The organism is uncultured Alsobacter sp., assembly GCF_945952055.1.
Taxonomy (GTDB): Bacteria; Pseudomonadota; Alphaproteobacteria; order Rhizobiales; family Beijerinckiaceae; genus Alsobacter.
Map to the genome: position 1 here is coordinate 74323 of NZ_CAMFHB010000016.1, position 13239 is coordinate 87561.

Annotated in this window: 12 protein-coding genes; 4 read left to right on the forward strand and 8 right to left on the reverse strand. The window is 68.5% G+C overall.

Going from position 1 to position 13239, the window contains the following annotated elements; translation table 11 throughout:
- Positions 1 to 2: 2 nt before the first annotated feature.
- The 4 genes from rfbD to eno all read left to right on the forward strand — a co-directional run bounded on the left by rfbD (position 3) and on the right by eno (position 4434).
- On the forward strand, positions 3 to 893 hold the full coding sequence (rfbD, locus tag Q0Q47_RS14050; RefSeq protein ID WP_293860718.1) for a dTDP-4-dehydrorhamnose reductase: 891 nt from the start codon (positions 3 to 5) through the stop codon (positions 891 to 893).
- Positions 890 to 1759 carry a glucose-1-phosphate thymidylyltransferase RfbA gene (gene rfbA / locus Q0Q47_RS14055; RefSeq protein ID WP_293860721.1) on the forward strand — a complete coding sequence of 290 codons (870 nt, stop codon included), beginning with the start codon at positions 890 to 892 and terminating at the stop codon, positions 1757 to 1759. The genes rfbD and rfbA overlap by 4 nt, the downstream gene beginning before the upstream one ends.
- A 159-nt stretch (positions 1760 to 1918) precedes the next feature.
- Positions 1919 to 2917, forward strand: coding sequence for a phosphotransferase family protein (locus Q0Q47_RS14060; protein ID WP_293860724.1), 999 nt, complete (start codon positions 1919 to 1921; stop codon positions 2915 to 2917).
- 239 nt (positions 2918 to 3156) lie between these two features.
- Positions 3157 to 4434 carry a phosphopyruvate hydratase gene (gene eno, locus Q0Q47_RS14065; RefSeq protein WP_293860727.1) on the forward strand — a complete coding sequence of 426 codons (1278 nt, stop codon included), beginning with the start codon at positions 3157 to 3159 and terminating at the stop codon, positions 4432 to 4434.
- A gap of 157 nt (positions 4435 to 4591) precedes the next feature.
- Here the strand turns inward: eno and Q0Q47_RS14070 are convergent, their stop codons facing one another.
- From Q0Q47_RS14070 to Q0Q47_RS14105, 8 genes are all read right to left on the reverse strand, one after another.
- Positions 4592 to 5437 carry an endonuclease/exonuclease/phosphatase family protein gene (locus tag Q0Q47_RS14070; RefSeq protein ID WP_293860730.1) on the reverse strand — a complete coding sequence of 282 codons (846 nt, stop codon included), beginning with the start codon at positions 5435 to 5437 and terminating at the stop codon, positions 4592 to 4594.
- A gap of 110 nt (positions 5438 to 5547) precedes the next feature.
- Positions 5548 to 7347, reverse strand: coding sequence for an NAD(P)/FAD-dependent oxidoreductase (locus Q0Q47_RS14075; protein ID WP_293860733.1), 1800 nt, complete (start codon positions 7345 to 7347; stop codon positions 5548 to 5550).
- Between the two features lie 326 nt (positions 7348 to 7673).
- Positions 7674 to 8501 carry a carbohydrate ABC transporter permease gene (locus tag Q0Q47_RS14080; protein ID WP_293860736.1) on the reverse strand — a complete coding sequence of 276 codons (828 nt, stop codon included), beginning with the start codon at positions 8499 to 8501 and terminating at the stop codon, positions 7674 to 7676.
- Entirely contained in the window at positions 8498 to 9340 is an 843-nt protein-coding gene (locus tag Q0Q47_RS14085; protein ID WP_293860833.1) for a carbohydrate ABC transporter permease, read from the reverse strand. Before Q0Q47_RS14085 ends, Q0Q47_RS14080 begins: the two co-directional genes overlap by 4 nt.
- 340 nt (positions 9341 to 9680) lie before the next feature.
- Entirely contained in the window at positions 9681 to 10985 is a 1305-nt protein-coding gene (locus Q0Q47_RS14090) for an ABC transporter substrate-binding protein (RefSeq protein ID WP_293860739.1), read from the reverse strand.
- A 33-nt stretch (positions 10986 to 11018) separates the two neighbouring features.
- The gene (locus Q0Q47_RS14095) at positions 11019 to 12062 is read right to left on the reverse strand and encodes an ABC transporter ATP-binding protein (RefSeq protein WP_293860742.1); all 1044 of its coding nucleotides are present in this window, start codon (positions 12060 to 12062) and stop codon (positions 11019 to 11021) included.
- A gap of 159 nt (positions 12063 to 12221) precedes the next feature.
- On the reverse strand, positions 12222 to 12635 hold the full coding sequence (locus tag Q0Q47_RS14100; RefSeq protein WP_293860745.1) for a VOC family protein: 414 nt from the start codon (positions 12633 to 12635) through the stop codon (positions 12222 to 12224).
- A gap of 168 nt (positions 12636 to 12803) precedes the next feature.
- Entirely contained in the window at positions 12804 to 13190 is a 387-nt protein-coding gene (locus tag Q0Q47_RS14105; protein ID WP_293860748.1) for an Rrf2 family transcriptional regulator, read from the reverse strand.
- Positions 13191 to 13239: the final 49 nt, after the last annotated feature.

The window sequence follows — 13239 nt, forward strand, 5'->3', positions numbered from 1 at the left end:
CCATGGACGTCCTCGTCCTCGGCGGGGCCGGACAGGTCGGGCTGGAGCTGCGACGGCTCGCGGCTGGCAGCGGCCTCGGTTGCGCCGCACCGACCCGCGCCGAGCTCGATCTCCTGGACGAAGCGGCGGTGCGTGCGGCCGTGGCCTCGCGGCCCTGGGCCTGCGTGATCAACGCCGCCGCCTACACGGCGGTCGACAAGGCCGAGAGCGACAAGGACGCAGCCTGGGCCATCAATGCCGCGTTTCCGGCCTGTCTGGCGGACGCCACGGCCGCGGCCCGCATCCCGCTCGTGCACGTCTCGACCGACTACGTCTTCGACGGCGGCAAGGCCGGGCCCTACGAGGTCGACGACCCCGTCGCACCGCTGGGGGTCTATGGCGCCAGCAAGGAAGCGGGGGAACGCGGCGTGCGCGCCGGCAATCCGCGCCACGCGATCGTGCGCACTGCCTGGGTCGTCAGCCCGCACCGGGCGAACTTCGTGAAGACCATGATGCGGCTTGCCGCCGAGCGGCCGGCGCTGCGGGTGGTCGACGACCAGCACGGGACCCCGACGGTCGCAGCCGATCTTGCCGGCGCGCTGCTCACGGTGGCGACGAGGCTCGCCAGCGATCCCGCGGCCCCGGCCGGCACCTTCCATTTCGCCAATGCCGGCGAAACGACCTGGTGCGGCCTGGCGCGCGAGACCCTGGCGCTCTCGGCCGAACGTGGCGGCCCCAGCGTGCCCGTCGAGGCCATCGCCACGGCGGACTACCCGACACCGGCGCGAAGGCCCGCCAACTCCCGGCTTTCGACCGCCCGCATCACGGCCGACTACGGCATCGTACCGCGCGACTGGCGTACGGCGCTGGCCGACGTCGTCGCAGCCCTCGTTCCCGGAAGGACCAGCCCATGAAGGGGATCGTGCTTGCCGGAGGCTCCGGAACCCGCCTCCACCCGGCGACGCTCGCCATCAACAAGCAGCTGCTACCGGTCTACGACAAGCCGATGATCTATTATCCGGTCTCGGTGCTGATGCTCGCCGGCATCCGCGAGATCCTGATCATCTCGTCGCCCGAATACCTCGACAATTACCGCCGCCTCTTCGGCACGGGGGAGGCGTTCGGCGTGAGCTTCTCCTACGCGGTCCAGCCCCGGCCCGAGGGGCTCGCCCAGGCCTTCCTGATCGGCCGGGAGTTCGTGGGCACCGACCCGGTCGCGCTCGTGCTGGGCGACAACATCTTCTTCGGGGCCGGCATGACCGCGCTCCTCGACCGCGCGCGCAGGCGCACGGAAGGCGCGACGGTGTTCGCCTACCACGTGGAGGATCCCGAGCGGTACGGCGTCGTGACGCTGGGCACCGACGGCCGGGCGATGAACATCGTCGAGAAGCCGAAGAAGCCGGAGTCCAACTGGGCCGTGACAGGGCTCTATTTCTACGACAATGCAGTCCTCGACATCGCCGCAGCGGTGAAGCCCTCCGCCCGGGGCGAACTGGAGATCACCGACGTCAACCGCGCCTACATGGAGCGCGGGCTCCTCCAGGTGGAGCGCATGTCGCGCGGCTACGCCTGGCTCGATACGGGCACCCACGACAGCCTGCTGGAAGCGTCCGAGTTCGTGCGCACCATCCAGCACCGCCAGGGCATGCAGATCGCCTGCCTGGAGGAGATCGCCTACCTGCAGGGCTTCATCGGCCGGGAGCAGTTGCTGGCCCGCGCGAAGCTGTTCGAGAAGACCGCCTACGGGCAATCGCTGCTGCGGCTCGCCGAGGGGCGGTGACGCCTTGAAATGGTGCGCCCACCTCTCCGCGCGTCATGCCCGGGCTTGGCCCGGGCACCCACGACTTTGCCGGGGCCGTCCTGAAGTCGTGGATGGCCGGGCCGGGCCCGGCCAGGACGGTGGCGAGATGGCGGCGAACGGGTCAGGGAGCGGCCGGCCATGACTGAGTCGAGCGCCTTCGACCATCTCCTGACTGCCCTCGGCATCGATCCCGCCACGGCCCTCATCGAGCCCCTCACCGGCGGCGTGTCCTCCGACATCGTCAGGGTCACCGCCGGCGACCGCGTCTTCGCCGTCAAGCGCGCGCTGGCCAAGTTGAAGGTCGCCGCGGACTGGCGCGCGCCGGTGGAGCGCAATGCTTACGAGGTCGCCTGGCTGAAGGAGGCCGGCCGCATCGTGCCGGGCGCGGTGCCACGGGTCCTCGCCGAGGACCCGGCGAGCGGGTCCTTCGCCATGGACTACCTGGATCCCCTGTCGCATCCGGTGTGGAAGGCGCAACTGCGCGACGGCCATGCGGACCCGGCCTTTGCCGCGGCCGTGGGCAGGACGGTGGCTGCCATCCACGCGGCGACCGCGGGGCGGGAGGAGATTGCGCGGCGCTTCGATACGGATGGCATCTTCCACCCCATTCGGCTCGAGCCCTATCTCGAGGCGACCGCCTCTCGCCACCCGGCCGTGGCGGACCAACTCATGGCCCTCTCCCGCCGGACGCTGGCGACCAAGATCGCCCTCGTGCACGGCGACGTGTCGCCCAAGAACATCCTGGTGGGCCCGGCCGGTCCGGTCCTGCTCGACGCCGAGTGCGCCTGGTACGGCGACCCGGCCTTCGATCTTGCCTTCTGCCTCAACCACCTGCTGCTGAAAGGCCTCTGGAACCGCCCCGCGACGGGCGCCTTCCTCGCCTGCTTCGACGCGCTGTCCGCCGCCTACCGCGCCGGCGTCTCATGGGAAGCTCCCGGCGCCGTCGAGGCCCGTGCCGCGGCGCTGCTGCCGGGGCTTTTCCTCGCGCGCGTCGACGGCAAGTCGCCGGTCGAATACATCACCCGCGAGGAAGACCGGGACCTGGTGCGGGCGACGGCGCTGCCGCTCATCGCAGAGCCGCCTGCACGGCTTGCCGACGTGCGAGGCGCCTGGGCGGAGAGGCTGGGCGTTACCTGAATGCGTGCGATACCAGACACCGCCGCGCTGCCAGACGTTCACGCGCTCTTCCCTCCGCGCGTCCTGCCCGGGCTCGGCCCGGGCACCCACGACTTTGTCGGGGCCATCCCGAAGTCGTGGGTGGCCGGGCCAAGCCCGGCCATGACGGTGGAGATGGGACAGCGAACTGGTGAAGCTGACCAGCACGGCGAAATCGCCGGCCGGAAACGCCAAGGAACTCTACCCCAAGGAGCCCCGCCATGACTTCGACCACCATCGTCTCCCTGAAGGGCCGCCGCGTCTGGGACTCGCGCGGGCGTCCCACCGTCGAGGCGGAGATCGTCCTGGAGGGCGGCGCCGTCGGCCGCGCCATCGCGCCGGCGGGAGCCTCCACCGGCACCGGGGAGGCGGTGGACCTGCGCGATGGCGGCGCGGCTTTCGGCGGCCTCGACGTCCGCAAGGCGGTGGCCAACGTGGACGCGCTCATCGCGCCAGCCTTGCGCGGCCGCGATGTCCTCGACCAGGCCGGTCTCGACGCGCTCCTCGTGGCGCTCGACGGGACACCGAACCGCGCGCGCCTCGGGGGCAATGCTACCACGGCCGTGTCCATGGCGGCGCTGCATGCCGCGGCCGCCGCGCGGGGCGTTCCCCTGTGGCGCCATCTCGCCGCAGACGGCCCGGTGAGCCTGCCGGTGCCGGAGATCCAGATCTTCGGCGGCGGCGCCCATGCCGCGCGGCGCACGGACATCCAGGACTTCATGGTCGTCTGCCCGGCCGCGTCGTCCTTTGCCGAGGCGCTGGACCGTACGGCCGAGGTCTACCGCGCGGCAGGCGCGTTGATGAAGGCGCGCGGCCGGCACCAGGGCGTGGCCGACGAGGGCGGCTTCTGGCCCGCCTTCGACAGCAACGAGGACGCGCTGGACACGCTGGTCCGCTCCATCGAGGCGGCGGGCTTCACACCCGGCGACGAGGTGGCCATTTCCCTGGACATCGCGGCCTCCGAGTTCGGCCGCGAGGGCCGCTATCGGCTCGCCCTCGACGGCCGCGATCTCGACACCGACGGCATGCTGGAGATGCTCGGCCGCTGGATGGAGGCCTATCCCATCGTCTCGATCGAGGATCCGGTCGCCGAGGACGATCCGGAAGGTTTCCGCCGTTTCACTGCCGCCTGGGGCGACCGCTGCCAGGTCATCGGCGACGACTTCCTCGTCACCAACGCCGCCCGCGTGGCGCAGGCCGCCGCGACGAAAGCCTGCAACGCCGTGTTGATAAAGCCCAACCAGGCCGGCACGGTGACCGAAACCAGGGCCGCGCTCGATGCCGGCAAGGCGGCGGGCTTCGGCACCATCGTCTCGGCCCGTTCGGGCGAGACGGAGGACGTCACCATCGCCCACATGGCCGTCGGCTGGAACGCCGGCCAGTTCAAGGTCGGCTCCTTCACCCGCTCCGAGCGCATGGCCAAGTGGAACGAGGTGCTCCGGATCGAGGAGGCGCTTGTCGGGACGGCGGGGTTGGCGAGGCCGTTCGGGCGCGGTTGAGAGTTTTTGGGTTCACGCCCATCTCTCCGCGTCATGCCCGGGCTTGGCCCGGGCACCCACGACTTGAGGACGTCCCCGGCAAAGTCGTGGATGCCCGGGCCAAGCCCGGGCAGGACGAGCGGAGGGAGAGCGGCCGTGTCGAAGGACGCAGGACCCCTCAATCGTCCGACAGGGTCAGCAGCACCGGCTGGTGGTCCGAGGCCCTGGTCTCGGTGAAGTACTGCACGTCGACCACGCGCGGCGCGATGTCCTCGGTCACGAAGATGAAGTCGCAGCAGTGCGGCGGCGAGTGGCTCTGGTCGACGATGCAGAAGGAGGGCGGGTGCGGCGTGTCGCCGTGGCGGATGGCCCAGGAATCCTTCAGCGTCGGGATGCCCTCGGGCAGCGGCTCCTCGAGGCGCAGCTTGGCGGAATTGTCCGCCTTCATGTTGAAGTCTCCGGTCAGCACCGCGCTCGCCGTTCCGGGGAAGGGAATGAACGGACCGTAGTACGGTGACGGCGGCGTCTTGGCCCGCTCGGCCGCCAGGCGCTGGGCCTCGCGGATGCCCTCCACCTGCGCCCAACGCAGTTTGTGCGACGACCATTCGAGATGCGTGGTCATCACCCGCAAAGGGCCGAATGGCGCGGTGACGACCGCATCGATCAGCGCGCGAGGCATGTTCGGGGTCGCGTCGGCCTCCCAGGGCAGCATGTAGTTCAACACCTGTCCGACCGGCAGGCGCGACAGCACCATGTTGCCGAAGCGCCGCCGGCGGCCGTTCTCGCCGGGCACGTCGACCGGCGCGCTCTGGATCGCCGTGTAGCCGGGGAACAGCGCCGCCATCGCCGCGAACTGATCGGATCCGTCGTTGTCCTTCAGGTCCGCCATGTTGTCGGAGAGTTCCTGCAGGCAGATCACGTCGGCATCGGCCATGGCCCGGGTCTCGGCGGCGATGCGGCCGAGGTCGCAGCGCCCATCGGTGCCGAGGCCCCATTGGATGTTCCAGGTGAAGATCGTCGTCACGGGCAGGCCTACCGGTTGGTGCAGGAACGAAAACAGGGCCCGCCATCGCGGCGCGCCCTGCGGAAACTGCCACGGCCGCGCGGGCCGTGGCTACGGAAATGCTGACGGACTCAGCCCTTGTGATGGCTCGGCTGCAGCGCATAGACCGGGGTGGGGATGCCTTCCATCCGGGCCTTGAGCTGCAGGGCGAGGAACTGCGAGTAGTGGCGCGACTGGTGCAGGTTGCCGCCGTGCATCCACAGGGCCTCCTGCTGGGTCGGCTTCCACATGTTGCGCTGCTCGCCCTCCCACGGGCCGGGATCCTTCGGCGTGTTGGAGCCAAGCCCCCAGACCTTGCCGACCTTGTCGGCCATCTCCTGGCCGCACAGGTCCGCGATCCAGCCGTTCATCGAGCCGTATCCGGTGGCGTAGACGATGACGTCGGCCGGCACGTGGCGGTTGCCGTCGAGCATGATCCCGTCCTCGACGATCTCGGTCACCTGGCCGTGCACCAGCTTGATCTTGCCGTCGATGATGAGCTGCGACGCCCCGATGTCGATGTAGTAGCCCGAGCCGCGGCGCAGGTACTTCATGAACAGGCCGGAGCCGTCGGCGCCCCAGTCGAGCTTGAAGCCCGCCTTCTCCAGCGCCGCGTAGAAGTCGGCGTCGACCTCGGCGATCTTCTGGTACACCGGGATCTGGAACTCGTGCAGGATCTTGTAGGGCAGGGACGCGAAGATCAGGTCGGCCTTGGCCGTGGTCATGCCGGACTGTACGGCGCGCTCGGAGTAGAGGTCGCCGATGCCGATCTCCATCAGCGTGTCCGACTTGACGATGTGCGTCGACGAGCGCTGCACCATGGTCACGTCGACGCCGGCCTCGTAGAGCGCCGCGCAGATGTCGTGGGCGGAGTTGTTCGAGCCCACCACGACCACCTTCTTGCCCTTGTAGCCGTCAGGCCCGGGATGCTTGGAGGAGTGGTGCTGCTCGCCCTTGAAGCGGTCCATGCCCTTGAAGGTCGGCACGTTGGCCTTGCCCGACATGCCCGTGGCGAAGACGAGCTGCTTGGGCTTCAGCACGATCTCCTTGCCGTCGCGCTCGACGACGACGGTCCATTCCTTGGCCTTGTCGTCCCAGCGCGCGCTCTTGGCCGTGGTGCTCGTCCAGTAATTGAGCTCCATGACCTTGGTGTACATCTCCAACCAGTCGCCGATCTTGTCCTTCGGCGAGAAGATCGGCCAGTTTTTGGGGAAGTCGATGTAGGGCAGGTGGTCGTACCAGACCGGATCGTGCAGGCAGAGGCTCTTGTAGCGGTTGCGCCAGCTGTCGCCGGGGCGCGCGTTGCGCTCCACGATGATGGTCGGCACGCCGAGCTGGCGCAGGCGCGCGCCGAGCGCGATGCCGCCCTGGCCGCCGCCGATGATCACCGTGTAGGGCTGCTTGGTGAAGCCCAGCGTGCTCGCTTCCTCCTCGCGCTCCTCCTTCCAGCTCTTGGCGCCGACGTTGACGCCGTGCTTGGCGCCGAGCGGCCGGGTGAAGCCCGCCTTCTCCTCGTGGCCCTTCAGCTCGACCATGGTGGTCAGCAGCGTCCAGATGAGCCCGTCCTTCAGGCGCATCAGGCCGTATCCGCGGGCGACCTCGGTCTCGAAGCCGAACCAGATCTCGATGACGCCGCCGGCCTCGGTGACCGGTTCGTTCGCCGCGACGTGCCAGTTCGAGGGCTTCACCCGCGCCAGGCACGCCTTGAGCATGTCGCGGACCTGCTCGCGGCCTTCGAGCGTCTTGAAGTTCCAGGTGAACGCGACGAGATCGCGCCAGTAGCAGTCCTCCGCGAACAGTCCGACGGCGGCCTCGACGTCGCCGGCGGAGAGGGCGGCCTCGAAGCGGCCCAGGAAAGCGCCCGCGCGACCTGCGGCTGTGGTGTCCAGCATGTCCTTGTCTCCTCCTCGCGGCGCTGTTTGGTGCGTGCCGTCGTTCCAGACGCCCGGTGCCATGGGGCCGCCGCAGCCCGGCACTGTTGTTCGGCGCAATGGGCCCATGGGGCCGTTCAACGACATCCAAAGCTTGGCACTAGGCGAAAGCGGCCGCAAGCAACCCGGTGACGCAGCGCCAACCTGGGGGCTGGCGACCAGCTTGCATTCTCCCTCCTTCGTCTTGGCCGCGCTTGGCCCGGCCACCCACGACATCGAGCGGCCCAGGCAAAGTCGTGGATGCCCGGGCAGGACGACCGAGGGGAAGTAGAAGGACAGCTAAAGGTCTACCGGATGCCGGCGCGCATGAAGCTCTGGACGAACTGGCGCTGGAACACGAGGAAGCCCACCAGCAGCGGGCCGGAGGTCATCAGCGTGGCCGCCGTGATGACCGACCAGTCGATGCCCTGGTCGACGGACGAGAACACCGAGAGCCCCACGGTCAGCGGGCGGGTCTCGACCGAGTTGGTGATGATCAGCGGCCACAGGAAGTTGTTCCAGTGGAAGCTCACCTGCACGAGCCCGTAGGCCAGGTACACCGGCCGGGCGAGGGGCACGTAGACGCGCCAGAGCACGCCCAGCGTTCCGCAGCCCTCGATGCGTGCGGCGTCCTCGAGGTCGCGCGGAACCGTCATGAAGGTCTGGCGCAGGAGGAAGATGCCGAAGGCCGAGGTCAGGTAGGGCAGGGCGACGCCGAACAGCGTGTCGACGGCGCCGAGCGCGCGGATCGTGCGGTAGTTCACGACGGCCAGGATGTCCGGCGAGATCATGAGCTGGAGCAGCACGAGCGAGAACAGGATGTCGCGGCCGCGGAACTTCGAGCGGGCGAAGGCGAAGGCCGCCAGCGTGCACAGCACGCACTGCGCGCCCACGATCATGATCACGATGATCGTCGTGTTGAAGAAGTAGCGCGAGAACGGCGCGGCGTGCCAGGCGCGCACGAAGTTCTCGAGCGTCAGCGGCGCGCCGAGCACGAAGCGCGTCGAATAGGCCGCCGGGTGGAAGGCGGTCCAGATGGCGTAGAGCAGCGGTGACAGCCACAGGATCCCCAGCACCCAGGCGGCGATGGTGGTGGCCGTGCGGTAGCCGGTCGAAGGGCGATAGGCGGCGCTCATTGGTAGTGCACCCGACGCGAGGCGACGACGAACTGGAAGAGGGCGAGGCCCGACAGCACGGCCAGCAGCACGATGGTCAGCGCGGTGGCGGCGCCCTGGTCCCAGAACTTGAAGCCGGTCTCGTAGATCATCAGCAGCAGCACGTTGGTGGCGTTGTCCGGCCCGCCATGGGTCATGACGAGGATGTGGTCCACCGTGCGGAACGCGTTGATGATCGCGTTCACGAGCACGAACAGCGTCACCGGCGCCAGCAGCGGCCAGGTGACCCGGCGGAAGAAGGTCCAGCGCGACGCGCCCTCGATCGCCGCGGCCTCGCGCAGGTCCGGAGGGATTTGCTGCAGCGCCGCCAGATAGAAGATCATGAAGAACCCGGCTTCCTTCCACACCGCGACGGTGATGATGGCGCCCAGCGCGGTCTCCTGCATGCCGAGCCAGTTGGTCGCGCCGACGCCGAACAGCCGCAGCACCTGGTCGAGCAGGCCGTAGTCGGGCGTGTAGAAGAACAGCCAGATGTTGGCGACCGCGATCATGGGCAGCACGGTCGGCGTGAAATAGGCCATGCGCAGGAAGCCGCGTCCGGGGATGCGGTCGTTGACGAAGAGCGCCATGGCGAGCGCCAGCGCGATCGACAGGGGGATCGTCCCCACCGCGTAGACCGCGTTGTTCCACATCACCTTCCAGAACAGCGGGTCGGCGACCATGTCCTCGTAGTTGCGCAGCCCCACGAAGCGCGACGGCCTGTTCGGCCGGGGCGTCGAGTAGAAGCTGTCGATCAGCGTCGCGACGATCGGGATGTGCGTGAAGGTCGCCAGCAGGACCACGGACGGCAGCAGCAGCAGCCACGCCTCGACCGACCCCGACCAGCGCTGCCACGGGCTCTGCCGCGCGGGACCGGCCGCGGAAGCGGCGAAGGCGGTGCTGTCGGCGGCGGGCTGGTGGGTCACAAACGTACTCCCGCTCGTTGCCGGGAGCTTCCTCCAAGGTCCTCATCCTGAGCAGCCTGCGGAGCAGGCGTGTCGAAGGACGCACCACGGTGCAGCGGCATAGGTGTGCGTCCTTCGACACGGCCGCTTTGCGGCCTGCTCAGGATGAGGACCTTGGGAGGGCTGATCGGTTGCACGGCTCAAATACCCACGAGAAGAACGACCCCCGCCGCGGCGGGGGTCGCAAGACTTGTGCTCAGCGATAGTCCTTCAGGATGCGCTCGGCATCGCGCTGGGCGTCTTCCATGGCCGTCTTGGCCGGCTTGGAGCCGGTGATGGCGGCCTGCAGGCTGTCGTTGAAGACCTTCATGACGCGCTGGCCCTCGTGCACCGTGATCTCGGACACGGCGTACTTGAGCTGGTCACGCGCCACGGCGGCCTGCGGGAAGGAGGCGATGTAGTCCTTCATCACCTTGGTGTCGTAGGCGGCCTGCGAGGTGGCGACGTAGCCGGTGGCGATCGACCATTCGGCGGCGCGCTCCGGCGTCGTCATGAACTTCACGAACTCGAGCGCCATCTTCTGCTTCTCGGCCGGGATGTTCTTGAAGATGTAGAAGTTGCCGCCGCCGGTCGGCGCGCCGAAGTTCGCCTTGGCAGGCAGCATGGCCACGCCGAAGGGGAAGGTGGCGTTGCCCTTGATGTTGGTGAGGTTGCCCGTCGTGGTCCACATCATGGCGAGCTTCTTCTCCAGGAAGTCCTTGGGCGTGGTGCCCCAGGAGGTCAGGCCCGGAGGCTGGACGCCGGCCTTGGAGAGGTCGATCAGGTACTGCAGCGACTCGACGACCTTCGGGTCGGCGAAATTGGTCTTCTTGCCTTCCGGATCGACCAGGCGAACGCCGTTCGCGGTGGTCAGGCCGGTGAAGAGCCAGGAGGTGTTGCCGTCGGTGGGAACCTGGACGCCCCACTGCGTGACGTTGCCCGAAGCGTCCTTCTTGGTCAACTTCTTGGCGAAGTCCATCATCTCCTGCCAGTTGGCGGGACCCTTCTCGGGGTCGAGGCCCGCCTCCTTGAACATGTCCTTGTTCCAGTAGAGGACCGGCGTGGAGCGCTGGAAGGGGATGGCGTAGGTCTTTCCGCCGAGCTTCGCGTTCTCCATGAAGCCCGGGTAGAAGCCGCCCAGCCACGCCTTGTCGGCGTCGGACTTGATGAGGTCGTCGATGGCGACGACGGCGTTCTCGTCGGTCAGCGTGATGATGTCGGCGGCGAGCAGGATCGCCATCTCGGGCGTGTCGCCGCCCTTCATGGCGGTCAGCGCCTTGCCGATCGTCTGGACGTAGTCGCCCGCGTAGATCGGCTTGATCTTCACGCCGGGGTTGAGCTTCTCGAAGTCGGCCGCATAGCCGTCGATGATCTTGGTGATCGGGCCGGAGACCGCGATCGGATAGTAGAAGCGCAGTTCCATGGCCTGCTGCGCGCTGACCGCGGTCGAGGCGGTGAGGCCGGCGGCGAGCGCGAGGCCCGCGGCGGCGCCCATGGCAGTGCGGCGTGTGATGTTCGTCATGGCTTTTTGCCTTTCTCCCTCAGGACGTCTTGGTCAGTGCTTTTGCGTCAGTACTTCCGCGCGCGCGCCGCTGCCTTCGAGGCGGCGGCCCGTGGCGGCATCGAAATGGTGCTCGTGCGCGGGGTCCCAGGTGAGCGCCAGGCGCTCCCCCGCCTGGGCGCGGCGCGAGCCCGGCACGCGCACGAACACCGCATCCTTCTGCTCGCCCTGCACGGCGCGCACGCTGAGCATGGCGTCGGCGCCGAGATACTCGACGCTGGCCACGACCATGTCGGAGCCGTTGCCCGTCGGGCCCGCCGGGACGAGGTGCTCGGCCCGCACGCCCAGCACCTGGCCGGGGATCCGGTCGTGGAACAGGTTCATCGGCGGCGCGCCGATGAAGCGCGCGGCGAAGAGGCTCGCCGGGCGCTCGTAGAGATCGGCCGGCGCACCCGCCTGCTCGATCACGCCGTTGTTCATCAGGATCACCTGGTCGGCCATGGTCATGGCCTCGATCTGGTCGTGCGTGACGTAGACCATGGTCATGTTGAGCCGCTGCTGCAGCCCGCGGATCTCGAGCCGCATCTCGTTGCGCAGCTTGGCGTCGAGGTTGGAGAGCGGCTCGTCCATCAGGCAGACCGGCTGCTCGCTGACGATGGCACGGGCAAGGGCCACGCGCTGGCGCTGGCCGCCGGAGAGCTGCCCGGGCTTGCGCGCCAGATAGTCCTTGAGACCGGTGATCCCGGCCACGCTCTGCAGGCGCTGCTGCTGCTCCGCCTTGGGAACGCCGCGCACCTGCAGGCCGAAGAGAATGTTGTCGGAGACGTCGAGATGGGGAAACAGCGCGTAGGACTGGAACACCATGGCGATCTTCCGGTCCTTGGCCGGAAGCCAGGTCACGTCCTGCCCGCCGATGAGGATGCGCCCGCCGCTGGGATCCTCGAGACCGGCGATGAGGCGAAGCGTCGTCGACTTGCCACAGCCCGACGGGCCCAGGAGCACGCAGAGTTCGCCATGCGGAACGGAGAACGAGATGTCCTTGACGACGGGCTTGTCGTCGAAACGCTTGTCCAGATGCTCGACGTCGATGCGCGACACGCTTGTACCCGTCCCCCCTCGGCCCGTCCGCTCTCGCTCCACGGTGGAGCGGTTCGGACCGGGCGCGATCATGACAGCGTTACGGCGCGGGTCACAACAGTTTCATGACGCGCGCGTGACGCTTGTGACACGAAAGAGGCCCGGGAACGGGGGCTTTCGTCAATAGGTCGGCCACAAACCGGGGGTGGCGATCTCCAGCGCGTGCCCGTCCGGATCGCGGAAATACAGGCTGGTCGACCCGCCCGGCCACCGCACGCGACCCTCCACGGCAATGTTGTGGACAGCGAGATGCCGCTCCCAGGTGGGCAGGTCCTCCTCCGCCGCCGCGAACGCCATGTGCACGGGCCCGCTGCCGTCGTGCGGCGGAATCGTGCCACCCGGCAGCACGGCCGTCTGGGTCGAGCCGCCCCGCCTGAACAGCAGCAGCACACTGCGCCCGGCCACGTCCATGGCGCACAGGCGCTGGTCGGCGAACATCGCCTTCAGGCCCATCACGTCTTCGTAGAAGGCCCGCGCGCGGTCGAGATCGTCGACATAGAGCGCGGTCTCGAGAATGGAGTGGAGCGCGGGCATGGCTCACCTCGGTTGTGCGTCCTTCGACACGGCCGCTGCGAGGCCTGCTCAGGACGAGGACCTTTGTAAGATTTTCAAAATGCTACAATATCCCTCATCCTGAGCAGCGGCCGGAGGCCGCGTGTCGAAGCCTCATGCTGAGCTTGTCGAAGCACGCTGAATGCCTCGTCAGCCCGCGCCCGCCAGGTCCGCCAGCGTGGTGCTCTCCAGCGGTCGGAAGAACTCACGGTGGGCGCGGAACATCAGGTTCGAGATCCTGGCTTCCGCCGGCGTGACCGACAGGAAATTCACCGGACAGTCCTCCGGTTCGAAGGCGCGGGCGATCTCGCCCACGGAGAGCAGCGCCGGCTCCCGGGGCAGGCGCAGGCCGCCCTGCGGGCCGCGCACGGCGTCGATGAGCCCCGCCTGCACCAGGATGTTGGCGGTCTTCTGGACGTTGAGTGGCGTGATGCCGGTCCGCTCCGACAGGAGCGCGGCTTTGGTCAGGCGCGGGTGCGCCACCGCCAACGCGGTCATGATGCGGATCGCGTCGACGGTGCGTTGGTTGAGCCACATCCCGTCTTCATAGCGAGACCGGCGGGCTTGAGCAAAGCGGGGTCGGGAC